Source organism: Azospirillum agricola (genome assembly GCF_020005195.1).
Classification (GTDB): domain Bacteria; phylum Pseudomonadota; class Alphaproteobacteria; order Azospirillales; family Azospirillaceae; genus Azospirillum; species Azospirillum agricola.
In genome coordinates this window covers 183,944-205,962 of record NZ_JAIFZR010000001.1, presented here as the reverse complement: position 1 = coordinate 205,962, position 22,019 = coordinate 183,944, and the positions used below count along the sequence as shown (strand labels likewise).

19 protein-coding genes are annotated in these 22,019 nt (G+C 70.8%); 16 read left to right on the top strand and 3 right to left on the bottom strand.

The genetic code is table 11. The annotated features are described in order from the left end of the window. Positions 1-47: 47 nt before the first annotated feature. The 7 genes from JN22_RS00735 (at position 48) to JN22_RS00705 (ending at position 9,229) form a co-directional block, all read left to right on the top strand. Positions 48-1,196, top strand: coding sequence for a trans-sulfuration enzyme family protein (locus JN22_RS00735; RefSeq protein ID WP_085552085.1), 1,149 nt, complete (start codon positions 48-50; stop codon positions 1,194-1,196). Between the two features lie 301 nt (positions 1,197-1,497). Continuing rightward, the gene (locus JN22_RS00730; RefSeq protein ID WP_085552084.1) at positions 1,498-2,493 is read left to right on the top strand and encodes an MBL fold metallo-hydrolase; all 996 of its coding nucleotides are present in this window, start codon (positions 1,498-1,500) and stop codon (positions 2,491-2,493) included. Between the two features lie 184 nt (positions 2,494-2,677). Beyond that, a complete protein-coding gene (locus tag JN22_RS00725) occupies positions 2,678-3,958 on the top strand; it encodes an imelysin family protein (RefSeq protein ID WP_085552083.1) in 1,281 nt (426 codons plus the stop codon). A 150-nt stretch (positions 3,959-4,108) separates the two neighbouring features. Next, positions 4,109-5,584 (top strand): multicopper oxidase family protein, encoded by a 1,476-nt coding sequence (locus JN22_RS00720; RefSeq protein ID WP_085552082.1) that lies wholly within the window; start codon positions 4,109-4,111, stop codon positions 5,582-5,584. Beyond that, positions 5,577-6,914 (top strand): di-heme oxidoredictase family protein, encoded by a 1,338-nt coding sequence (locus JN22_RS00715; protein ID WP_085552081.1) that lies wholly within the window; start codon positions 5,577-5,579, stop codon positions 6,912-6,914. Before JN22_RS00720 ends, JN22_RS00715 begins: the two co-directional genes overlap by 8 nt. A gap of 52 nt (positions 6,915-6,966) precedes the next feature. Then, on the top strand, positions 6,967-8,082 hold the full coding sequence (locus tag JN22_RS00710; protein ID WP_223677501.1) for an imelysin family protein: 1,116 nt from the start codon (positions 6,967-6,969) through the stop codon (positions 8,080-8,082). Positions 8,083-8,086: 4 nt separating this feature from the next. Continuing rightward, the gene (locus JN22_RS00705) at positions 8,087-9,229 is read left to right on the top strand and encodes a DUF1513 domain-containing protein (protein WP_223677500.1); all 1,143 of its coding nucleotides are present in this window, start codon (positions 8,087-8,089) and stop codon (positions 9,227-9,229) included. Positions 9,230-9,238: 9 nt separating this feature from the next. Here JN22_RS00705 and ogt read toward each other — a convergent pair whose 3' ends face one another. Continuing rightward, complete coding sequence (gene ogt / locus JN22_RS00700; RefSeq protein ID WP_085552079.1) at positions 9,239-9,784, bottom strand: methylated-DNA--[protein]-cysteine S-methyltransferase; 546 nt, start codon at positions 9,782-9,784, stop codon at positions 9,239-9,241. A 459-nt stretch (positions 9,785-10,243) separates the two neighbouring features. Here ogt and JN22_RS00695 point away from each other — a divergent pair, with 459 nt between their 5' ends. Genes JN22_RS00695 through hydA form a run of 5 tightly spaced genes read left to right on the top strand, consistent with a single transcriptional unit; the run spans position 10,244 to position 16,337 of the window. Continuing rightward, positions 10,244-11,572 carry an NAD(P)-dependent oxidoreductase gene (locus JN22_RS00695; protein ID WP_085552078.1) on the top strand — a complete coding sequence of 443 codons (1,329 nt, stop codon included), beginning with the start codon at positions 10,244-10,246 and terminating at the stop codon, positions 11,570-11,572. 15 nt (positions 11,573-11,587) lie between these two features. Beyond that, positions 11,588-12,892: an NAD-dependent dihydropyrimidine dehydrogenase subunit PreA gene (gene preA / locus JN22_RS00690; protein ID WP_085552077.1), complete on the top strand. Its 1,305-nt coding sequence runs from the start codon at positions 11,588-11,590 to the stop codon at positions 12,890-12,892. Between the two features lie 18 nt (positions 12,893-12,910). Further along, positions 12,911-14,161: a Zn-dependent hydrolase gene (locus tag JN22_RS00685; protein ID WP_085552076.1), complete on the top strand. Its 1,251-nt coding sequence runs from the start codon at positions 12,911-12,913 to the stop codon at positions 14,159-14,161. Beyond that, positions 14,145-14,885: a TetR/AcrR family transcriptional regulator gene (locus JN22_RS00680; RefSeq protein ID WP_085552075.1), complete on the top strand. Its 741-nt coding sequence runs from the start codon at positions 14,145-14,147 to the stop codon at positions 14,883-14,885. Before JN22_RS00685 ends, JN22_RS00680 begins: the two co-directional genes overlap by 17 nt. Positions 14,886-14,897: 12 nt before the next feature. Beyond that, positions 14,898-16,337, top strand: a complete 1,440-nt coding sequence (gene hydA, locus JN22_RS00675; RefSeq protein WP_085552074.1) for a dihydropyrimidinase — start codon at positions 14,898-14,900, stop codon at positions 16,335-16,337. Between the two features lie 19 nt (positions 16,338-16,356). Here the strand turns inward: hydA and JN22_RS00670 are convergent, their stop codons facing one another. Further along, the gene (locus JN22_RS00670) at positions 16,357-17,253 is read right to left on the bottom strand and encodes a LysR family transcriptional regulator (RefSeq protein ID WP_085552073.1); all 897 of its coding nucleotides are present in this window, start codon (positions 17,251-17,253) and stop codon (positions 16,357-16,359) included. 118 nt (positions 17,254-17,371) lie between these two features. On the opposite strand from JN22_RS00670, the gene JN22_RS00665 reads away from it, so the two are divergent. From JN22_RS00665 to JN22_RS00650, 4 genes are all read left to right on the top strand, one after another. Then, positions 17,372-18,223, top strand: coding sequence for a hypothetical protein (locus JN22_RS00665; RefSeq protein WP_143268076.1), 852 nt, complete (start codon positions 17,372-17,374; stop codon positions 18,221-18,223). A 41-nt stretch (positions 18,224-18,264) separates the two neighbouring features. Next, entirely contained in the window at positions 18,265-18,840 is a 576-nt protein-coding gene (locus JN22_RS00660) for a YceI family protein (RefSeq protein ID WP_085552071.1), read from the top strand. Positions 18,841-18,945: 105 nt separating this feature from the next. Continuing rightward, positions 18,946-19,956: a glutathione S-transferase family protein gene (locus JN22_RS00655; protein WP_085552070.1), complete on the top strand. Its 1,011-nt coding sequence runs from the start codon at positions 18,946-18,948 to the stop codon at positions 19,954-19,956. 111 nt (positions 19,957-20,067) lie between these two features. After that, positions 20,068-21,282, top strand: coding sequence for an alpha-hydroxy acid oxidase (locus JN22_RS00650; RefSeq protein ID WP_085552069.1), 1,215 nt, complete (start codon positions 20,068-20,070; stop codon positions 21,280-21,282). 46 nt (positions 21,283-21,328) lie between these two features. Here JN22_RS00650 and JN22_RS00645 read toward each other — a convergent pair whose 3' ends face one another. Beyond that, positions 21,329-21,994 carry a GntR family transcriptional regulator gene (locus JN22_RS00645; protein ID WP_223677499.1) on the bottom strand — a complete coding sequence of 222 codons (666 nt, stop codon included), beginning with the start codon at positions 21,992-21,994 and terminating at the stop codon, positions 21,329-21,331. Between the last annotated feature and the right edge of the window lie 25 nt (positions 21,995-22,019).

Below are 22,019 nucleotides of genomic sequence, written 5' to 3'. Positions count from 1 at the left end.
CTTGGCTTTCCCTGCAAAGTTATTCCCCGATCTGGAGTTCCCCGGCGATGACCGACCACCCCCACCGTCCGGAGACCGTCGCCGCCGGCGCGCTCGGCTACGAGGACGCGGACAGCGGCGCCATCATCCCGCCGATCCACCCCTCCACCACCTACATCCGCGACCCCGACAACGCCTACGGCCGGGGCCGGGTCTACGCCCGCGCCGACAACCCGACCTTCGACACGCCGGCCCGCACGCTGAGCGCGCTGGAGAACGGCGCCGACACGCTGCTGTTCGCCTCGGGCATGGCGGCGGCGACGGCGGTCTTCCAGGCGCTCGACCCCGGCGACCATGTGCTGGTGCCGGACGTCATGTACTGGGCGCTGCGCAACTGGCTGCACGGATCCGCCACCCGCTGGGGCCTGCGGGTCGAGGGCGTCGACACCAGCGACAGCGACGCGGTGCGCGCCGCGCTCCGCCCCGGCGAGACCAGGCTGGTGTGGGTGGAGACGCCGGCCAACCCGCTGTGGACGGTCACAGACATCGCCGCCGTCGCCGGGCTGGCGCACGAGGCCGGCGCCCGGCTGGCGGTGGACAGCACGGTGGCGACGCCGGTCCACACCCGCCCGCTCGACCTCGGCGCCGACCTCGTCATGCATTCGGCGACCAAGTACCTGAACGGCCATTCCGACGTGATCGCCGGCACGCTCACCACCGCCCGCAAGGACGAGCATTGGGCGCGCATCAAGGCGGTGCAGGGCCAGCAGGGCGGCATCCTCGGCAGCTTCGAGGCGTGGCTGCTCCAGCGCGGCCTGCGCACCCTGTTCGCCCGCGTCCGCTGGCAGAGCGCGGCGGCGCAGGGGCTGGCCGAGAAGCTGCTGGCGCATCCGGCGGTGTCCGACGTGCTCTACCCCGGCCTGCCCGGCTTCCCCGGCCACGGCATCGCCGCGCGCCAGATGACCGGCGGCTACGGCGGCATGCTGTCGATCCGCGTCAAGGCCGGCACCCAGGCGGCGATATCCACAGCCGCCAACGTCGGCATCTGGCGCCGCGCCACTTCGCTGGGCGGGGTGGAGAGCCTGATCGAGCACCGATCGAGCATCGAGGGGCCGAACTCCCCGGTGCCGGGCGACCTGCTGCGCCTGTCGGTCGGCCTGGAGTCGCCCGACGACCTGTTCGCGGATCTCGACCAGGCGCTGCGTCGCGCCGGTTGACGTGCTTTTTGGCGTGGATGAACACGGATGCCGGCTGCGCCGGCTCACGGATGAACGGGATCAAGACGCAACAAAATCCGTGTTCGTCCGTGGATATTCGCGTTCATCCGTGTCTCGGGACGGCGCCCCTTGTGACCGTCACCGATCAACCGGCACGCGCCGGTTGCCTGCCTCGCGCCAGACACGGTTGACGGGCTTGCCGTGCTTTCGGAGGATGGCGGCGAACGCGGATCCCGAATCCGCCCGCCGCCACGCAAGGATGCGTGGGTGAACGGCTGATCCAACGGCGAGGACCCAATCCATGGCGCACCGTCTGTCCACCCTGACCCGGGCCGCGCTGGTCGCGCTGGCCGTCGCCGCCCCGGTGGCGCTGCCGGCGGCCTCCGCCCTCGCGGCGCCGCCGGCCCAGCAGAAGACCCAGGTTCCGGGCTATTACCGGATGGCGCTGGGCGCCTTCGAGGTGACGGCGCTCTACGACGGCTACATCGACCTCGCCCCCACCCTGTTGACCGGGGTCAGCGCCGGCGACCTGCAAAGCCTGCTCGCCCGCATGTTCCAGGAGGCGACGCCGGGCGTGCAGACGGCGGTGAACGCCTTCCTGGTCCACACCGGCTCCAATCTGGTGCTGGTCGACGTCGGGGCGGCCGGCGCCTTCGGCCCGACGCTGGGCGGCCTGCGCGCCGCCATCCGCGCCGCGGGCTACGAGCCGGCGCAGATCGACACGGTGCTGCTGACCCATCTGCACGCCGACCACGCCGCCGGGCTGCTGACCCCGGACGGCAAGCCGCTGTTTCCCAACGCCGAGGTGCGGGCGGCCAAGGAGGAGGCCGATTTCTGGCTCGACGAGGCGACCGCCGCCAAGGCGCCCGACGGGATGAAGCCCTTCTTCAAGATGGCGAGCGACTCCGTGGCGCCCTACCGCGCCGCCGGCCGCTTCAAGACGTTCCAGGGCGGCGCCGAACTGCTGCCGGGGATCACGCCGGTCGCGGCGTTCGGTCACACCCCCGGGCACACCGGCTACCTCATCGCGTCGGGTGGCAAGAGCCTGCTGGCCTGGGGGGACATCATCCACAACCACGCCGTCCAGTTCCCCCGGCCGGAGGTCGCCATCGAGTTCGACACCGACCAGCCCAAGGCGGTGGCGACCCGCAAGGCGATCCTGGCCGACGCGGCGCGCGACCGGCTGTGGGTGGCGGGCGCCCACCTGCCCTTCCCCGGCATCGGCCATGTCCGCGCCGAGGGGAACGGTTACGCCTGGGTTCCGGTGGAGCATGGCCCGCTGCGCGCCGACCGCTGAGGGAGCGGGCCGGCGGCACGCCCCGCCGGCCTGTCCCGCCGTCCCATTCCGATCGTGATAGCCATAAGGCGGTTAGGGCTTGACAGTGCGAACGATTCGCGACGTTAATCCGTGAAAATCATTCGCACTTGCACAGGTTCACTCTCGCCCGCCCACGGGCTCACCGCCGTTCGAGGAGACCTCCATGTCGAAGCGCGCTGCCGGCCTTGCCGCCGTGGCCGTTGTTGCTCTGCTGCCCTTCGCCGCCCATGCCCAGACGGCCAAGCCGGCCTACAAGGACGTCGCGAAGACCTACGCCGACATCGCCCACGCCGCCTATGAGGACTCCGCCAACGGCGCCAAGGCGCTGAAGACGGCCATCGACGCGCTGGTCGCCCAGCCGACCGAGGAGAACCTCGCCAAGGCCCGCACCGCCTGGCTGAACGCCCGCGTGCCCTACATGCAGACCGAGGCCTTCCGCTTCGGCAACCCGATCGTCGATGCCTGGGAGGGCAAGGTCAACGCCTGGCCGCTCGACGAGGGCCTGATCGACTATGTTGACGAGTCCTACGGCGGTGGCGAGAGCAACCCCTACGCCAAGGCCAACGTCATCGCCAACCCGAAGATCACGGCCGGCGGCAAGACGATCAACGCCTCCAAGATCACCAAGGAGCTGCTGGCCGACAAGCTGCACGAGGCCGGCAAGGTCGAGGCGAACGTCGCCACCGGCTACCACGCCATCGAGTTCCTGCTGTGGGGCCAGGACCTGCACGGCACCGGTCCGGGCGCCGGCGAGCGCAAGGCGACCGACTACGCCAAGGGCAAGGACTGCACCAACGGCAACTGCGACCGCCGCGCGCAGTTCCTGAAGGTCGCCAGCCAGATGCTGGTCGAGGATCTGGGCGAGATGGTCGAGGCCTGGGGCGCCAAGGGCAAGGCCCGCGCCTCGATCGCCAAGGCCAAGGAGGAGGAGGGCGTCGCCCGCATCCTGACCGGCCTCGGATCCTTGAGCTACGGCGAGCTGGCCGGCGAGCGCATGAAGCTCGGCCTGATGCTGCACGACCCGGAGGAGGAGCATGACTGCTTCTCCGACAACACGCACAACTCCCACTACTACGACCAGGTCGGCATGGTGAACGTCTATGGCGGCACCTACAAGCGGACCGACGGCAAAATCGTGTCGGGCGCGTCGCTGTCGCAGCTCGTGGCCGCCAAGTCGGCCGAGGCCGACGCCCAGGTGAAGCAGGCGATGGCCGCGACCACCAAGTCGATGCAGGCGATCAAGGACACGGCCGACAGCCACAAGATGGCCTACGACCAGATGATCGGCGCCGACAACCCCGAGGGCAACAAGCTGGTCTCCGACGCGGTGGACAGCCTCGTCGCCCAGAAGAAGGCGCTGGAGGGCGCCGTCGCGGCGCTGGGTGTGTCGATCAACGTCCAGGGCTCCGACAGCCTTGACGACCCGTCGAAGATCGGCAAGTAAGGGTCCGGCAATCCTCCGACCCAGCGGTTTCGGCCCCGTTCCCCGCGTCGGGACGCTGCCCTTTCCCTTCCGGGCCAACGCGCGCGGGGGGACGGGGCCGGGAACCGCCTCGTCGTTTTTGTTCTCCGTGTGCCTGTACGGACGCCTGCCATGACGCATCCCTTTGAGTCCCGTTTGTCCCGCCGTGCCCTGTTGCGGGCGGGCGGGGTGGCTCTGGCGGCGTCGGCGGTGGGCGGCGGATCGACCGGCGCCGCTCCCCTCCCCGCCCCGCGCGGCGCCGCTCCAGGCGATCCGGCGGCCGGCAGCCTTGTCGAGGTGGAACTGGTCGCCAAGCAGCGGTTCCAGCGCATCCTGGCGGAACCGGCGGGCCCCTCGCCGCTGATCACCTACGCCGAACGCTTTCCCGGCCCGGTGATCCGCATGCGCAAGGGCCAGCGGCTGCGCGCCACGCTGGTCAACGAGCTGGAGGAGCACACCTCGATCCACTGGCACGGCATCCGCCTGCCCAACGCCGAGGACGGCGTTCCCTTCCTGACCCAGCCGGCGACCAAACCAGGCGAGCGGCACGTCTACGAATTCACCCCGCCCGATTCCGGTTCCTTCTTCTTCCACCCCCATTGCAACACGGTGGAGCTGCTGGGGCGCGGTCTGGCCGGCGCCCTGATCGTCGAGGAGGAGGGCGGCCCCAAATTCGACGCCGACCTCGTCTGCATGATCAAGGATTGGATCCTCGACAAAACCGGGGCGTTCGGCGCCTTCACCAGCGACCGCGGCGCCTCGCGCGCCGGGACCTTCGGCGGCGTTTCCACCGTCAACGGGCTGATCGAGCCGGTGATCGACGTGCCGGCCAACGGCGACGTCCGCGCCCGCTTCTACAACGTCGACAGCAGCCGGGTCATCGACCTGAAGGTCGAGGGGGCGGACGCCTGGATCATCGCGGTGGACGGCAACCCGCTGCCGCCCCGCCCGCTCGACGGCTGGCCGATGGGCCCGGCGATGCGGGTCGACGTGGTCTTCCGCGCGCCGAGGGAGGCCGGTAGGACGATCCGTCTGCTCAACGTCTATTCCGCCGAGCCCAAGCCGCTGGCCGTCTTCCGCGCCGCCGGCCCGACCCTGCCCAACAAGCGCTTCGCCCCGCGCGCCCTGCCGGCCGCCGACATCCCGAAGCCGGACCTGAGAAACGCCCAGGTCATCCCGATGGCCTTCTCGGCGACCGCCGTGGCGCAGGTCTTCGACGAGGCGCTGCTGACGACCCTGCCCTACGCCGATTCGCTGTGCCTGTCGCAGAAGACCTTCTGGGCGATCAACCAGCAGAGCTGGCCGGAGGGCGGGCACGAGCGGCTGCCGCCGCCGATCACCACGCTGGAGCTGGGGCGCAGCTACGTCTTCGAGCTGGCCAACCTGACGCCGCACCTGCACCCGATCCACATCCACGGCTACACCTTCTCGGTGCTGTCGTCGGACCAGCGCAAGGTCGTGCCGCACCACGCCGACACCGTGCTGCTGGAGCCGAAGGAGCGGCTGCGCGTCGCCATCAAGGCCGACAACCCCGGCGACTGGATGTTCCACTGCCACATCATCGAGCATCAGGACACCGGCATGATGGGATACATCCGCGTTGCCTGACGTTTCCTCCCCGCGCCCGCGCCGCCGATTCCTGAGCCGTCTGCCGCTCGGCCTGGCCGCCGCGCTGCTGCTTGCCCTGCCCTCCGGCGCGGCTCCGGCCGCCGACGGGCTCGACGCCCGGATCGGCGAGGGGCTGTTCCGCCGCATGTGGGTCGCCGCCCCCACCGCCACCCAGGCGGCCGACGGGCTGGGGCCGCTCTACAACGCGCGCTCCTGCGCCACCTGCCACCCGCGCGGCGGTGGCGGGCGTCCGCCCGACCCGGCGGCCGAGGGCAACGATCAGGGCGACCAGGGCGTCGGCTTCGCCATCAAGCTGAACGACGACCCGGTCTATGGCCGGCAGATCCAGTCGAACGCCCTTCTCGGCCAGATCATCGAGGGCCGGCCGGGCGTCGCCTACCGCGAGGAGCCTGTCCGCTTCGACGACGGCGAGATCGTCCGGCTGCGCCGCCCGGCCTACGCTGTGAAGGATCTCGGCTACGGCCCGCTCGCCGAGGCGACGGCGCTGTCGGCGCGCGTGGCGCCGCGCGTCCATGGCATGGGGCTGCTCGACCGCATCCCGGAGGCCGCGATCCAGGCCGAGGCCGACCGGCAGGCGCGCGAGGGCGTCGTCGCCGGCCGCCCCAACCGCATCACGATGACCTCCCTGGGGGAGACCGCGCCCCGCATCGGCCGTTTCGGCTGGAAGGCCACCCACCCGACCCTGAACCACCAGGATTCCGAAGCCTTCAGCCTCGACATCGGCATGTCGACCCCGGCCTTCCCCGACCCGTGGGGCGACTGCACGCCGGCGCAGACCGCCTGCCGCGAGGCCAGGCACGGCGATTCCAAGCAGTTCGAGGGGCTGGAGATTCCCTCCACCGTCATCGGGCTGATCGACGTCTATCTGCGCTCCCTGCCGCCCGATGGCGGGCTGAAGGCGTCCAGGGACAAGGCCGGCGGCGCCCTGTTCGCCGCGACGGGCTGCGCCGCCTGCCACCGCCCCTCCTACCCGGTGACGGATGGCGAGCCGGGCAAGGACGCCGGCCCGACCGTGGGGACGATCTTCCCGCACAGCGATCTGCTGCTGCACGACATGGGCGACGGGCTGGCCGACGACGTGCCGATGGGCGAGGCGCGCGGGCGGGACTGGCGCACCACGCCGCTGTGGGGGCTGAACCGGCTGGCCAAGGACGACGGCCGCCTGTCGCTGTTGCACGACGGCCGCGCCCGCAGCGTGACCGAGGCGATCCTCTGGCACGGTGGCGAGGCGGAGAAAGCCCTTAGCAATTTCATGGATTTGCCCGCCGGGTCGCGGAAAGCGCTGGTGCGCTACGTGCTGGGTTTGTAAAGGAGACGGGTGGCCGGGACCGGCCCCGCCGAACGGCAACGAGGAAGAGAACATGCGACGCCGCGTCCTGCTTGGTCTGATGTCCGCCGCCGCCGCCCTGGCGGCCCTGCTGCCGGGACGCGCCGCCCTGGCCGCGCGGGAGGCGTCGAAGGACACCGGCTTCCTGGTCGGCCTGCTCCGCACCCACGCCCTGCCCCGCTTCGAGACCTTCGCCACGGCGACGACCGCCTACGCCGACCGGCTCGACCGCTTCGCGGCGGCCCCCGACGCCGCCGGGCTGGAGGAGGCGCGCGCCGCCCACCGGGCCGTCACCGACGCCTGGGCCGGCGTCCAGCATCTCCGCCCCGGCCCGCTGACCACCGACCTGCGCTCCGACCGCATCGCCTTCTGGCCGGAGCGCCCCGGCGTGGTCCAGCGCCAGATTGCCCAGATCCTGCGCGACCGCAACGCGAAGCTGCTGGAGCCCGGCGCCCTGGCCCGCCAGAGCGCCGCCGTGCAGGGGCTGACCGTGCTGGAGCGGCTGTTGTTCGACGAGGGCGTCACCGCCGACAGCTTCGCCGGCGACGACGCCAAGCGCTTCCGGGGCGCCCTGGCCGTGGCCGCCGCCCGCAACCTCGCCGCCATGGCCGCCGAGGCGCGCGACGGCTGGAAGGCGCTGGAGGCGCCGCTGGCCGCCGGGCAGGCGACCATTCTCGGCCCGACGCCGACCGAGGCGGTCAACACGCTGTTCTCGTCGGCCGTCACCGCCATGCAGGTGGTCGTCGACCAGAAGCTGATGGCCCCGCTCGGCACCAGCGCCGCCGAGGCCAAGCCGGCGGTGGTCGAGGCGCTGCGCAGCGGCCGCTCGACCCGCAACATCGTCATCAACCTGGAAGCCATGCGGGCGCTGATGCTGGGCGAGAAGGGCGGCCCCGGCTTCGCCGCGCTGCTGCCCGCCAACGACGACGGCGCCACGGCCAAGCAGGCGCTCGACGAAAGCTTCGCCGCCGCCATCGGGGCCGCCGCCGCCATCCCCGCCCCGCTCAACCTCGCGGTCGCCGATCCGGCGATGCGCAAGACGGTGGACGGCGCGCTCCGCCTGATCAAGGCGGCGCGGGTCGAGATGCTGGGCACGCTGGCGCCGCTGCTCGACATCACGCTGGGCTTCAACGAGCTGGACGGGGACTGACGCCATGGCCCTGAATCGTCAGAGGATGAACCGCCGGAACATCATGGGCCTGCTGGGCGGCGGCGCGCTGGGCAGCGGCCTGCTCGACGCCGTTGCCGGGCTGGCCCGCGCCTTCGGCGCCACGGGCGCGCCGGTCTACCTCAACGCCTACGCCACCGCCGGGGCGACGCCCGATTTCGGCGTCGCCGGGCTCGACAAGGCCGGGCGGGTTCTGTTCACCACCGCCACGCCGGGCCGCGCCCACGCCATCGAGCCGCATCCGACCCGGCCGGAGGCGGTCGCCTTCGCCCGCCGGCCCGGCCGCTGGTTCATGCCGCTGTCGCTGACCGACGGGGCCGCCGGCCCGGTGGTGCGGGCGCCCGACGACCGCCGCTTCACCGGCCACGGCGCCTTCTCCGCCGACGGCGCGTTGCTCTATGTGGCCGAGGACGACGTCCCCAACGAGACCGGCGCCATCGGCGTCTACGACGCCAACGACGGCTACCGCCGGATCGGCGTGCTGCCGACCCACGGGCTCGGCCCGCACGAACTGCTGATGCTGGACGGCGGCACGGTGCTGGCCGTCGCCAACGGCGGCGTCATCACCCACCCCGACACCGGGCGGGCGAAGCTGAACCTCGACGAGATGGACGCCTCGCTGACCTACGTCGAGGCGGCGACCGGCCGGCTGCTCGACAAGGTGCGGCTGCCGGAGCAGCACGCCAACCTCGGCATCCGCCACATCGCCCCGCTGGCCGACGGCGGCGTCGCCTTCGGCGTGCAGGACGAGCGGCCGATCGGTGAGCTCCAGCCCTTGACCGGCGCCCATCGTCCGGGCAGCGGCGCCATTCGCCTGTTCGAGACGCCCGACGACATCCTGGCCCGGCTGGACGGCTACATCGGCAGCGTCGCCTCGGACGGCCGGACGGTCGCCGCTAGTTCGCCCAAGGGCGGGCTGATCGGCCTGTGGGACGCGATGTCCGGCGCGTGGCTCGGCTCCACCGCCCTGCCCGACGGTTGCGGCCTGGCTCCCGGCGAGGGCGGCTTCAAGGCGACGAGCGGCCTCGGCGTGATCGAGACGGTCGCCGCCCCGACGGCGAGCGCCGCCGACCAGCGCCGCGACCCGGCCTTCCGCTGGGACAACCACCTGACGCGTCTGGCGGGGTGAGGCGCGGCGTCAAGCTCCCATGAGACGGCTCTCTTCGGAGAGCCGCCCCTGTTCGTGAGCCAGCAGCCAGCGCTTGCGCTCGATCCCGCCGCCATAGCCGGTGAGCGATCCGTCGGTTCCGACGACCCGGTGGCAGGGCACCACGATGCCCACCGGGTTCGCCCCGTTGGCGTGCCCGGCCGCCCGCACCGCCGCTGGCCGTCCGGCCCGCCGCGCCAGTTCCGTGTAAGTGATGGTGGTTCCGCAGGGAACGCCGCGCAGCGCCTCCCACACCGTCCGCTGGAAGCCGGTGCCGCCGGTGCGAAGCGGCAGACGGTCGATGATCGCGAGGTCGCCCGCGAAATAGGCGGCCATCGCGTCGGTCAGCCCGGCCGGGTCATGCGCCGGGGTGAGGGTGAATCCGGTGCCGTAATGAAGCCGCAGCAGCCGGTGCATGCGCGGCTCATGCTCGGTCCAATCGACGGCGCGCAGATGGCCCTCCGCATCGGCGACGACGATCAGCTCGCCGATGGGCGTGTCGGTCCGGTCGATCAGCAGGCGAAGCGGTTCGGCCATCGGCGGGCGGTCCGGTGCAGCGAAGAAGCCGGGGGCAGGATTCCATGCGGGCCTTTCCGGGCATAGCCCCTTTGCGCGATCGGCCGGTGCGGCGGGCCGTCCTCCGGCTGCCGAAAAGCGAGGCATCTCCCCGGTCCCACAAGCCGTTGAACGGGTTGCGTTTCCCGCCGGCCGCCGGCCGCATCCTCCCTCCACTTCCCGCGAACGCCGCAAATGCAGGCGCCGAAAGGCTGAGTTGCGTGCAACGCGCATGGCTGCCATGATTGTCCAAAGCGTCAATCTCTGACCGAACAGTCAGCTTTTCCGCCCCTGCGTCGCCCTTGGTCCGGCTTGGCATGCGGGTTGCTGAGGCTCGGGACGCCACGCCCACATGGCGCACGCCAATCCAGCGAGACCCAAGCCAATCGATCACACGCCCAGCGACACACACGTCTAGCGACACAAGGGAAGCCATCCGCCATGACCCTGACCGCTGACACGCCTCCAACCGCCGACCGCCCGGCCTCGCCCTACGCCGACCTCACGCCGCCGCTGACCGCGGTGCAGGCGCTCGCCGAGGCCAACCGTTGCCTGTTCTGCTACGACGCCGCCTGCGTCCGTGCCTGTCCGACCGGGATCGACATCCCCGCCTTCATCCGCTCCATCGCCACCGGCAACCTGAAGGGGGCCGCGCGGACGATCCTGTCGGAAAACATCATGGGCGGCACCTGTGGCCGGGTCTGCCCGACCGAGACGCTGTGCGAGCAGGCCTGCGTGCGCAACACGGCGGAGGAACGGCCGGTCGCCATCGGCCGCTTGCAGCGCCATGCCACCGACCGGCTTCTGGCCACCGCCGCCGCCCATCCCTTCGCCCGTGCGGATTCCACCGGCAAGCGCGTCGCCGTGGTCGGCGCCGGCCCGGCCGGCCTGTCCTGCGCGCACCGGCTCGCCACGCTGGGCCACGCGGTCACGGTGTTCGAGGCGAAGCCGAAGGCCGGCGGGCTGAACGAGTACGGCCTCGCCCCCTACAAGATGGCCGACGACTTCGCCCAGCGCGAGGTCGCCTTCATCCTCGGCATCGGTGGCATCACCGTCGAGCGTGGCCGCCGCCTCGGCGCCGACCTGTCGCTGGAGGAACTGCGCGCCGGCTTCGACGCGGTGTTCCTCGGCGTCGGGCTCGGCGGCAACAACCGCCTGAACATTCCCGGCGAGGAACGCGCCGGCGTGGAGGACGCGACCGCCTTCATCGAGCGGGTCCGTCAGGCCCCCCCGCAGGCTCCGCCGGCCGTCGGCCGGCGCGTGGTGGTGATCGGCGGCGGCAACACCGCGGTGGACGCCGCCATCCAGGCGAAGCGGCTGGGAGCGGAGGAGGTGACGCTGGTCTACCGGCGCGGGCGCGGCCAGATGGGCGCCACCGCCTGGGAGCAGGAGCTGGCCCAGACCAACGGCGTTGCGCTGCGCACCTTCGCCGCCCCGGCCGCCATTGGCGAGGACGGCGTGACCTTCGAGCGCACCCGGCTGGAGGAAGGCCGGCTCGCCGGCATCGGTGAGACCTTCACCATCGCCGCCGACATGGTTCTGAAGGCGGTCGGCCAGACGCTGGCGCGGGAATCGCTGGCGGGGCTCGAGATCGCCGGTGGCAAGATCGCCGTGGATCCGGAGTACCGGACGACGCTGGCCGGCGTCTTCGCGGGCGGCGACTGCGTCGCGACGGGCGAGGACCTGACGGTCCAGTCGGTGCAGGACGGCAAGCTCGCCGCCCTGGCCATCCACCGCCATCTGAGCGCCGCCACCGCTCAAAATATCTGAGACGGGAGCCGAACCATGGCCGACCTGCGCAGCACCCTTGCCGGAATCCGCTCGCCGAACCCCTTCTGGCTGGCCTCCGCCCCGCCCACCGACAAGCTGACCAACGTCGTCCGCGCCTTCAAGGCCGGCTGGGGCGGCGTGGTGTGGAAGACGCTGGGCGAGGATCCGCCCGTCGTCAACGTCTCCAGCCGCTACGGCGCCCATCTCGACACCGAGCGCCGGCTGATCGGGCTGAACAACATCGAGCTGATCTCCGACCGGCCGCTGGAGGTCAACCTCCAGGAGGTCGTGCAGGTCAAGCGCGACTGGCCCGACCGCGCGCTGGTCGTCTCGCTGATGGCCCGCATCGAGGAGGAAGCCTGGGCCGGGCTGATCCGCAAGGTCGAGGCGACCGGAGCCGACGGGATCGAACTGAACCTCGGCTGCCCGCACGGCATGTGCGAGCGCGGCATGGGATCGGCGACCGGACAGGTGCCCGAACTGGTGGAGCAGGTCACGCGCTGGGCCAAGGCCGCCACCCGCATGCCGGTGATCGTCAAGCTGACCCCCAACATCACCAACATCCTGTGGTCGGCCGAGGCGGCCAAGCGCGGCGGCGCCGACGCGGTGTCGCTGATCAACACGGTGAACTCGATCGTCGCCGTCGACCTCGATGCCATGGCGCCGACCCCGGTGGTCGACGGCAAGGGCAGCCACGGCGGCTATTGCGGCCCGGCGGTGAAGCCCATCGCGCTCAACATGGTGGCGGAGATCGCCCGCAACCCGGAGACGGCCCGGCTGCCCGTTTCCGGCATCGGCGGCGTCACGACGTGGCGCGACGCGGCGGAGTTCCTGGCGCTGGGCGCCACCAACGTGCAGGTCTGCACCGCCGCCATGACCTTCGGCTTCAAGATCGTCGAGGACATGATCGACGGCCTGTCCAACTGGATGGACGAGAAGGGCTACGCGGATCTCGACCGGCTCTCCGGCCGCGCGGTGCGCAACGTGGTGAACTGGAACGACCTGAACATGAACTTCTCGACCAAGGCGGCGATCGACCCCGCCTTGTGCATCGACTGCGGGCGCTGCCACATCGTCTGCGAGGACACCTCGCACCAGGCGATCCGCATCGATCCGGGCGCGGGGCGGGAGGGGCGCCGCCTGTTCACGGTCATCGACGCGGAGTGCGTCGGGTGCAACCTGTGCTCCCACGTCTGCCCGGTGCCGGACTGCATCACCATGCGGCCCGAGGAGAACGGGCTTCCCTACGTCACCTGGCCGGAGGACGCCCGCAACCCGATGCGCACCTCCCCGTCCCCTGTTCCCGCCGCCGCCGAATAAGCCTGGGAGGCTACTCCGATGTCCTATCCTCAGAACGTCGCCGTGAACGGCTCCCGCCTGTGGCAGAGCCTGATGGACATGGCGCGGATCGGCGCGACGCCCAAGGGCGGCGTCTGCCGGCTGGCCCTGACCGACCTCGACCGCGAGAGCCGCGACCTGTTCGTGCGCTGGTGCGAGGAGGCCGGCTGCACCGTCAGCGTCGACAAGATGGGCAACATCTTCGCCCGCCGTCCCGGCCGCGACGACAGCTTGGCCCCCATCATCATGGGCAGCCACCTCGACAGCCAGCCGACCGGCGGCAAGTATGACGGGGTCTATGGCGTGCTCGCCGGGCTGGAGGTGGTGCGCAGCCTCAACGACCTCGGCTACGTCACCGAAGCGCCCATCGAGGTCGCGGTGTGGACCAACGAGGAGGGCTCGCGCTTTGCCCCGGCCATGGTGTCGTCCGGCGTCTTCGCCGGGGTGTTCGACCTGGAGTACGGCCTGTCGCGCGCCGACCTCGACGGCAAGACCATGGGCGGGGAACTGGAACGCATCGGCTACGCCGGCGACGAACCGGTCGGCGGACGCAAGGTCGGCGCCTATTTCGAGGCCCACATCGAGCAGGGTCCGATCCTGGAGGCCGAAGGCAAGACCATCGGCGTCGTCACCGACTGCCAGGGCCAGCGCTGGTACGAGATCACCTTCACCGGCCAGGAGGCGCACGCCGGCCCGACGCCGATGGGCCGCCGCAGGGACGCCCTGCTCGGCGCCGCGCGGGTGGTCGAGGCGGTGAACCGCATCGGGTTGAAGCACGCGCCCTTCGCCTGCGCCACCGTCGGGCTGATGCAGATCCACCCCAACTCGCGCAACGTCATTCCGGGGCGGGTCTTCTTCACCGTCGATTTCCGCCATCCGAACGACGCGACGCTGGCCGCGATGGACGCCGAGTTGCGCGCCGCCGTGGCGGACATCGCCCGGACCATCGGGCTGGCGAGCGACTTCCAGCAGATCTGGTACTACGCGCCGATCAAGTTCGACGAGGCGTGCGTCGCGGCGGTGCGCCAGGGGGTGGAGCGGACCGGTCATTCCTTCCGCGACATCGTCTCGGGCGCCGGGCACGACGCCTGCTATCTGTCGAAGGTGGCGCCGACCGCCATGGTCTTCATCCCCTGCATCGACGGCATCAGCCACAACGAGATCGAGGAAACCACCCCGGAATGGGCGACGGCCGGCTGCGAGGTGCTGCTGCACGCCGTGCTGGAGAGGGCGAATGCCATTGCGGAATGACACGCTCCCTCTCCCGCCACGGGAGGGGGACACCGAACCGAATGGCGAAGGCCATGACACTGGCCGGCGACCCGCCCCCTCCGCCCCCGCGCGGGGGCGCATCCGCCGCGAGAACGTCGAGCGCATCCTCAAGGCGGCCGAACTCGTCTTCGCCGAGGCCGGCTGCGCCGGGGCGACGATGGCGGACATCGCCGACAAGGCCGGGCTGCCCAAGGCCAACCTGCATTATTACTTCGGCACCAAGGAGGATCTCTACCGGGCGGTGCTCGACAACATCCTGCGGCTGTGGCTGACGCCGATCCAGGCGCTGACCCCCGACGCCGATCCGGCCACGGCGCTGACCGCCTACGTCACCGCCAAGCTGGAGCTGTCGCGCACCCGCCCCCACGCCTCCAAGGTCTTCGCCAACGAGATCCTGCACGGCGCCACCCAGATCGAGGGCTTCCTGGCCGGCGACCTGCGCCGGCTGGTCGACGCCAAGGCCGCCGTCATCGACGGCTGGGTGGCGGCGGGACGCATCGCCCCGCTCGACGCCCGCCAGTTCCTCTTCATGATCTGGGCGGTGACCCAGCATTACGCCGACTTCGACGTCCAGATCCGCAAGCTGCTGGGCCGCCGCGCGCTGACGCGGCAGGACTTCGCCCACATCACGGCCGGCGTGCTGCAACTGGTTCTGCGCGCCGCCGGGCTGCCTGAATCCCCCTCCTCCTCGCACAACGCATAAGGGAGCGCCTCCATGGGTATCGTCATTCGTGGTGGAACCGTCGTCACAGCCGAACAGACCTTCCGCGCCGACGTCTATTGCGAGGACGGAACGATCAAGGCGGTGGGGCCGGCGCTTGACGTGCCGGCCGGGACGGAGCTGGTGGAGGCCAGCGGCTGCACCGTCATGCCTGGCGGGATCGACCCGCACACCCACATGGAACTGCCCTTCATGGGCACCGTGACGACCGAGGATTTCTTCAGCGGCACGGCGGCCGGTTTCGCGGGCGGAACGACGACGATCATCGACTTCGTCATTCCCAACCCGAAACAGAGCCTGATGGAGGCCTACCACACCTGGCGCGGCTGGGCGGAGAAGGCGGCCGGCGACTATTCCTTCCACGTCGCCGTGACCTGGTGGGACGAGAGCGTGCGGGCCGACATGGGGACGCTGGTCGCCGACCATGGGGTGAACAGCTTCAAGCACTTCATGGCCTACAAGAACGCCATCATGGCCGACGACGAGACGCTGGTGAACAGCTTCCAGCGCTGCCTGGAGCTGGGCGCCATCCCGACCGTCCACGCCGAGAACGGCGAGCTGGTCTTCCAGCTCCAGAAGACGTTGCTGGCGCGCGGCCTGACCGGGCCGGAGGCGCACCCGCTGTCCCGTCCGCCGGAGGTCGAGGGCGAGGCCGCCAACCGTGCCATCCAGGTCGCCAAGGTGTTCGGCGTGCCGGTCTACATCGTCCATGTCTCGGCCAAGGAGGCGCTTGCCGCCATCGAGCGCGGCCAGAACGACGGGCAGCGGGTGTTCGGCGAGGTGCTGGCCGGCCATCTGCTGGTCGACGACGGCGTCTACCGCAGCCCCGACTGGGACTTCGCCGCCGGCCATGTGATGAGCCCGCCCTTCCGCCCGAAGGAGCATCAGGAGGCGCTGTGGCGCGGCCTCCAGTCCGGGCGGCTGCACACGACGGCGACCGACCATTGCTGTTTCTGCGCCGAGCAGAAGGCGATGGGCAGGAACGACTTCACCCGAATCCCCAACGGCACCGCCGGCATCGAGGATCGCATGACCGCCCTGTGGACCCACGGCGTGAACAGCGGCCGGCTGACGATGAACGAGTTCGTCGCGGTGACCTCGGCCAACGCGGCGAAGATCTTCAACCTCTACCCGCGCAAGGGCTCGGTCAGCGTCGGGGCGGACGCCGATCTGGTGGTGTGGGACCCGGCGGCGACGAAGACGATCTCGGCGAAGACCCAGATGCAGAAGGTCGGCCTGAACATCTTCGAGGGCATGACGGTCACCGGCGCACCGGCCTACACGCTGAGCCAGGGTCGGATCGTCCACGCGCTCGGCGAAAGCCGCGCGGTGCGCGGCGCCGGCCGCTACGTGAACCGCCCGGCCTTCCCGCCGGTCTACGAGGCGGTGGCGAAACGCAACGCGCTGAACGTCCCCGTCGCCGTGGAGCGGTAGGAGCCAGGGGGCGGGCGGCTCAGCCGCCGCGCCCCTCCAGCAGGTCGCGGTCGCCGGTGAGCGCGGCGGCCATGAAATCCAGGAAGGCGCGCACCCGGCCCATCATCCGCAGGTCGCGGTGGGTCAGCAGCCAGACGCGGACGCCGAAATCCTCCACCGGCGGGCCGATGCGCCGCAGATCCGGCATGCGGTCGGCCAGGGCGCAGGGCAGCAGGCCGAAACCCACCCCGGCCCGCACCGACTCGACCAACGTCGCCACCGAGTTCACCCGGTAGACGATGCGCTCCGCCGGCACCGCCGCCTTCAGCCAGCGGGCCATGGCGGTGTGGTCGAAGCTCTCGTCCAGCCCGGCCCAGCCAGCCTGATCCGGGGCGACACCGCCCGAGCGCTCCGCCAGCGACACCGCGCCATAGGGGGCGAAGGCGAGGCCGGACAGGGCGCGCCCGACCAGATTGTCGGGCGGGTGGGCGATCAGGCGGATGGCGACGTCGGCCTCGCGCCGGGTCAGGCTGAGGCTGGCCTCCGACACGCTGACGTCCAGCCGGATGCCTGGATGCAGGGCGCGGAAGGCGACCAGATGGCGCGGCAGCACATGCATCGCCATGATGTCCACCGTCGTCACCCGCAGGCTGCCTTCGAGCTGCGTGTCGCGTCCCGACAGCCGGCGGCTGGCCGCCGCCAGCGTCTCCTCCATCGCCAGCGCGCTGTCGCGCAGATCCTCGCCCGCCGCCGTCAGCACATAGCCGCGGGGCAGCTTGTCGAACAGCCGCACCCCCATCGCCGCCTCCAGCCCGGCGACGCGGCGCAGCACGGTCGAGTGGTTGACCCCGAGCAGCCGCGACGCCGACGACAGCGAGCCCTGCCGCGCCACCGCCAGGAAATAGCGGACGTCGTCCCAGTCGTTCTGTGCGTTCATGCAGACTCCTTATGCGGCGAAACCGAATTCTCGCTCATTTACGCACACGCTAGCTTGAGCGGGAAGAGAGACGGCGCACCGACGCCGGTTTCCCACCAACACGGACCCGCGCCCCGCCATGACCGACCTGCTGCACGATCCCTTCGTCCAATCCAGCCTGCTGCCGCTGCTGCTCGGCGTGGCCGCGGTGGGGCTGCTGCGGCTGGCCGGGGGCCAATCCGGGCGGTCGTTGGCGCCGGCCGGGATCGCGCTGGCCTTCCTGCTGATCTTCGCGCTGGTCGTCGGAATCCCCGCCTTCCCGCCGCCGTCGAGCATGGGCAAGCTGTTCTGGTCGGCCGCCGCCGGCCTGGTTCTCGGCGCCGGCCTCGATTTCGCCGGGGTCAAGGGCCGCGCGGCCTCGCTGGCGGTCGCCGCTTGGCTGGCGCTGGCGCTCGGCTGGATCGCCGGGCCGGCGCTCGACTCGGTCGCCGCCGCATTGCCGCTGGCCGTGCTTCTGGCGGTCGGCGCGTGGGTCGCCTTCGCCGACTCGGCCGCGTCCGAGGACCGGCCCGCCGCCTCGGCCGCCGTGCTGCTGGCGCTGTCCCTGTCGGTCGGCGTCACCGCGCTGATCGGCTCCTCGGCCTCGCTGGCCCAGCTCGGGCTGGCGCTGACGGCGGCGACCGGCGGCTTCCTGCTGTGGAACTGGCCGACCGAGCGTCATCTGTGGGGGGCGTCGGGCCGGATCGCGCTCGGCCTGCCGGTGCTGCTCGCCGCCATCCTCGCCCTCTACACCCAGGTGCAGGCCGCCACGCTTCTGCTCGCCCTGCCCGCCCTGGCCGCCGGCCCGCTGCGCCGCCGTCTGCCGATCCCCGACACCGGCTTCGGCCCGGCGCTCGGCACGGTGGCGGTGACGGTGCTGGCCGTCCTGCCCGCCCTCGTCGCCATCGGCGCCTCCTGGCTGCTGACCGGCGGCGAAGCCTCCCCCTACTGACGTCCTTCCTCCATCCTCATCTCCTGGGAACCCGAAGCATCATGAAGAAGATTCTGTCCGCCGCCGTTCTGTTCGCCTCGCTGACCACGGCTCCGGCCTTTGCCGCCCCGGTCGCCTACAAGATCGACCCGAGCCACCTCAGCGTCGCCTTCATCGTCAACCATCTCGGCTTCGCCAACCTGATCGGCCGCTTCAACACCGCCGCCGGCGAGCTCAGCTTCGACAAAGCCGCCGTCGAGACGAGCAGCCTGTCGGTCACCATCGACGCCGCCAGCGTCGACACCAACCACGCCAAGCGCGACGAGCACCTGCGCTCGCCGGACTTCTTCAACGCGAAGGAGTTCCCCAAGCTGACCTTCAAGAGCACCAAGATCGAGAAGACCGGCGAGGCGACCGGCACGCTGACCGGCGACTTCACCATGCTGGGCGTGACCAAGCCGGTGGTGCTGACCGTCACCTTCAACAAGGACGGCGTCAGCGCCGCCTCGAAGCTGGAAACCGCCGGCTTCTCGGCGCGCGGCACGATCAAGCGCAGCGACTTCGGCATGAAGTACGGCGTTCCCAACATCGGCGACGAGATCCAGATCCTGATCGAGGCCGAAGCGGTCAAGTCCTGATCCCCGGTCCCTGATCGCGCGTTGTGCATGAGGGGCGCGGCGGAATCCTCCGCCGCGCCCTTCTTCTTTTCCGAAAATGGTTTTTCAGGATCGTGGGAGGGCGGGATGCCTCAACTGGTGAACGGCGTGTGGGTCAAGGGCGACATCGCCGCCGGGGAGATCAAGGACGGCGCCTTCCACCGCGAGCCGACGCGCTTCCGCGGCTGGATCACGCCGGACGGCGCCCCCGGCCCGCAGGGCGAGCCGGCGCTGCCGGCCGAGGCCGGGCGCTATCACCTCTACGTCTCCTACCTCTGCCCCTGGGCGTCGCGCACCCTGATTTTCCGCGCGCTGAAGGGGCTGGAGGGGATCGTCGGCGTCTCGGTCGCCGGGCCGGTGATCGGCGAGGACGGCTGGGTCTACCCGACCGACGAGGACGCCGGCCCCGCCCTGCCCCGTTTCCGTTACCACTACCAGCTCTACACGACGAGCGACCCGACCTACACCGGCAAGGTCTCGGTCCCGGTGCTGTGGGACCGGCGGGAGGGGCGGATCGTCAACAACGAATCCGCCGACATCATCCGCATCCTGAACGGGGCCTTCGACCGTCTGACCGGGAACCGGCTGGACCTCTATCCGGAAGCCCTGCGCCCGGAGATCGACCACTGGAACGAGCTGATCTACCCGACGGTCAACAACGGCGTGTACCGCTGCGGCTTCGCCAAGAGCCAGGCCAGCTACGACGCGGCCTTCGACGCGCTGTTTGAAACGCTCGACCGGCTGGAGCAGCATCTGGCCTCCAGCCGCTATCTGGCCGGCGAATGGCTGACCGAGGCCGATTGGCGGCTGTTCGTGACGCTGGTGCGCTTCGACGCCGCCTATCACGGCGCCTTCAAATGCAACCTGCGCCGCATCGCCGACTATCCGAACCTGTCGGGCTGCCTGCGCGAGCTGTACCAGTGGCCCGGCATCGCCGCGACGGTGCGGATCGACGACATCAAGACCGGCTACTACACCAACCCGGCGATCAACCCGACGCTGATCGTGCCGAAGGGGCCGGCGCTCGACCTCGACTCGCCGCATGGCCGCGAGCGGCTGCCGGGGCGCGGCATTCCGACGCGGAACTTCGCAGCATAGGAGCGGCATGCGCGTCCGGAAAGGTGGCAGCGCGGGCTTGACGATGCGGCCCCGTCGGTGGCCAAATCGCGGCCTTCTTCCCGTCGCCGACCTGAACCGGAACGCCCCGTCATGACCGCCACCAAGATGCCCTCCTCCAAGCCGCCGTCGCAGTGGGAGAAGCTGTTCTCCCTCGGTCACGTCACCTGCGTGGAGGATCTGCGGCGGCTCGCCAAGCGGCGCGTCCCGCGCATGTTCTACGACTACGCCGATTCCGGCTCCTACACGGAATCGACCTACCGGGCGAACGAGAGCGACTTCCAGAAGATCAAGCTGCGCCAGCGCGTCGCGGTCGACATGACCAACCGCACGCTCGCCAGCACGATGGTCGGTCAGCCGGTCGGCATGCCCGTCGCCATCGCCCCCACCGGCCTGACCGGCATGCAGCACGCCGACGGCGAGATCCACGCGGCGCGCGCGGCGGCCAGGGCCGGCATCCCCTTCACGCTGTCGACCATGAGCATCTGCTCGATCGAGGACGTCGCCGAGAACACGGACCGGCCCTTCTGGTTCCAGCTCTACGTCATGCGCGACCGCGACTTCATCGACCGGCTGATCGCGCGGGCCAAGGCGGCGCAATGCTCGGCGCTGGTGCTGACGCTCGACCTCCAGATCCTCGGGCAGCGCCACAAGGACATCAAGAACGGCCTGTCGACCCCGCCGCGCCTGACCATCCCCAACATGCTGGACATGGCGACCAAGCCCTACTGGTGCCTGAACATGCTCCAGACCCGGCGGCGGACCTTCCGCAACATCGTCGGCCACGCCACCGGGGTGGGCGACCTGCGCTCGCTGTCCTCCTGGACGGCCGAGCAGTTCGATCCCAGGCTGAACTGGGACGACGTCAAGCGCATCCGCGACCAGTGGGACGGCAAGCTGATCCTGAAGGGCATCCTCGATCCGGAGGACGCCGCCGCCGCCGCCCAGTCCGGCGCCGACGCGCTGATCGTGTCGAACCATGGCGGGCGCCAGCTCGACGGCGCCGTCTCCTCGATCGCGGCGCTGCCGTCGATCGTCGAGGCGGTCGGCGACAGCATCGAGGTCCACATGGACGGCGGCATCCGCACCGGCCAGGACGTCATCAAGGCGCTGGCGCTGGGCGCTAAGGGCGTCTACATCGGCCGCGCCTTCCTCTACGGGCTGGGTGCGGGCGGCGAGGCCGGCGTGTCGCAATGCCTGGAGGTCATCCGCAAGGAGCTGGACGTCACCATGGCGATGTGCGGCCTGCGCGACGTCCGCGACGTGACCGCCGACATCCTGGCCGGCGATCCGCCCTACGGGCTGTAAGCCCGAGCGGCCGCAGGGCTGGCGCGGGGCCGGGACGGGCCTCGCGTCAGCTTTTGGCGATCTCGCCGAGGACATCCTTCGCCAGACTCTGGATGTGCCGTTCCATGGCGGCGCGGGCCTCGGCCGGGTCGCCGGTCTCCAGCGCGGCGATGACGTCGAGATGCTCGTCGCAGTCGGGGCGGATGCGCGACGGCAGGCCGGACAGCTCGAACAGCCGCGTCGTCACCCGCAGGTCGCGGATGATCTGCGCCAGCACCGCGTTGCCCGACGCCTCGGCGATCAAGGTGTGCAGTTCCTCGTCGGCCGCCCAATGGTCCTCGAAGCGGATCTTGGCTTCGTCGCGCAGCCGCAGCATCTCGGTCTTCATCGCCTGGAGCCGGACCGGGTCGATCCGTGGCGCGGCGGCGGCGATGGCCTCCCCCTCCAGGATCTCGCGCAGGCGCATGCTCTGGAAATACTCGCGGTTGGAGACCTCGCGGACACGGTAGGGGCGGTTGAACTCCTTGCGGATCAGCCCCTCGCTCGCCAGCCGCACCAGCGCCTCGCGGATCGGCGTGCGCGAGATGCTGAGCGCGGTGGCGAGCCGGTCCTCGACGATCACCTCGCCGCTGGGAATGCGGCGGTCGAGGATCATCTCCAGGATGGTCCGGTAGGCCATGCTCGCCAGATTCACACCGGCGGCGGCCGGAGCGGCGGTTTTTGGGCTGTCCATGTCCATGCTCATACCAAGTCCTGCC

What these genes read in the sequence shown, in the direction of transcription:
- JN22_RS00735 (WP_085552085.1), top strand. Translation starts at nt 48, where the DNA reads ATGACCGACCACCCCCACCGTCCGGAGACCGTCGCCGCCGGCGCGCTC.
- JN22_RS00730 (WP_085552084.1), top strand. Translation starts at nt 1,498, where the DNA reads ATGGCGCACCGTCTGTCCACCCTGACCCGGGCCGCGCTGGTCGCGCTG.
- JN22_RS00725 (WP_085552083.1), top strand. Translation starts at nt 2,678, where the DNA reads ATGTCGAAGCGCGCTGCCGGCCTTGCCGCCGTGGCCGTTGTTGCTCTG.
- JN22_RS00720 (WP_085552082.1), top strand. Translation starts at nt 4,109, where the DNA reads ATGACGCATCCCTTTGAGTCCCGTTTGTCCCGCCGTGCCCTGTTGCGG.
- JN22_RS00710 (WP_223677501.1), top strand. Translation starts at nt 6,967, where the DNA reads ATGCGACGCCGCGTCCTGCTTGGTCTGATGTCCGCCGCCGCCGCCCTG.
- JN22_RS00705 (WP_223677500.1), top strand. Translation starts at nt 8,087, where the DNA reads ATGGCCCTGAATCGTCAGAGGATGAACCGCCGGAACATCATGGGCCTG.
- ogt (WP_085552079.1), bottom strand. Translation starts at nt 9,784, where the DNA reads ATGGCCGAACCGCTTCGCCTGCTGATCGACCGGACCGACACGCCCATC.
- JN22_RS00695 (WP_085552078.1), top strand. Translation starts at nt 10,244, where the DNA reads ATGACCCTGACCGCTGACACGCCTCCAACCGCCGACCGCCCGGCCTCG.
- preA (WP_085552077.1), top strand. Translation starts at nt 11,588, where the DNA reads ATGGCCGACCTGCGCAGCACCCTTGCCGGAATCCGCTCGCCGAACCCC.
- JN22_RS00685 (WP_085552076.1), top strand. Translation starts at nt 12,911, where the DNA reads ATGTCCTATCCTCAGAACGTCGCCGTGAACGGCTCCCGCCTGTGGCAG.
- JN22_RS00680 (WP_085552075.1), top strand. Translation starts at nt 14,145, where the DNA reads ATGCCATTGCGGAATGACACGCTCCCTCTCCCGCCACGGGAGGGGGAC.
- hydA (WP_085552074.1), top strand. Translation starts at nt 14,898, where the DNA reads ATGGGTATCGTCATTCGTGGTGGAACCGTCGTCACAGCCGAACAGACC.
- JN22_RS00670 (WP_085552073.1), bottom strand. Translation starts at nt 17,253, where the DNA reads ATGAACGCACAGAACGACTGGGACGACGTCCGCTATTTCCTGGCGGTG.
- JN22_RS00665 (WP_143268076.1), top strand. Translation starts at nt 17,372, where the DNA reads ATGACCGACCTGCTGCACGATCCCTTCGTCCAATCCAGCCTGCTGCCG.
- JN22_RS00660 (WP_085552071.1), top strand. Translation starts at nt 18,265, where the DNA reads ATGAAGAAGATTCTGTCCGCCGCCGTTCTGTTCGCCTCGCTGACCACG.
- JN22_RS00655 (WP_085552070.1), top strand. Translation starts at nt 18,946, where the DNA reads ATGCCTCAACTGGTGAACGGCGTGTGGGTCAAGGGCGACATCGCCGCC.
- JN22_RS00650 (WP_085552069.1), top strand. Translation starts at nt 20,068, where the DNA reads ATGACCGCCACCAAGATGCCCTCCTCCAAGCCGCCGTCGCAGTGGGAG.
- JN22_RS00645 (WP_223677499.1), bottom strand. Translation starts at nt 21,994, where the DNA reads ATGGACAGCCCAAAAACCGCCGCTCCGGCCGCCGCCGGTGTGAATCTG.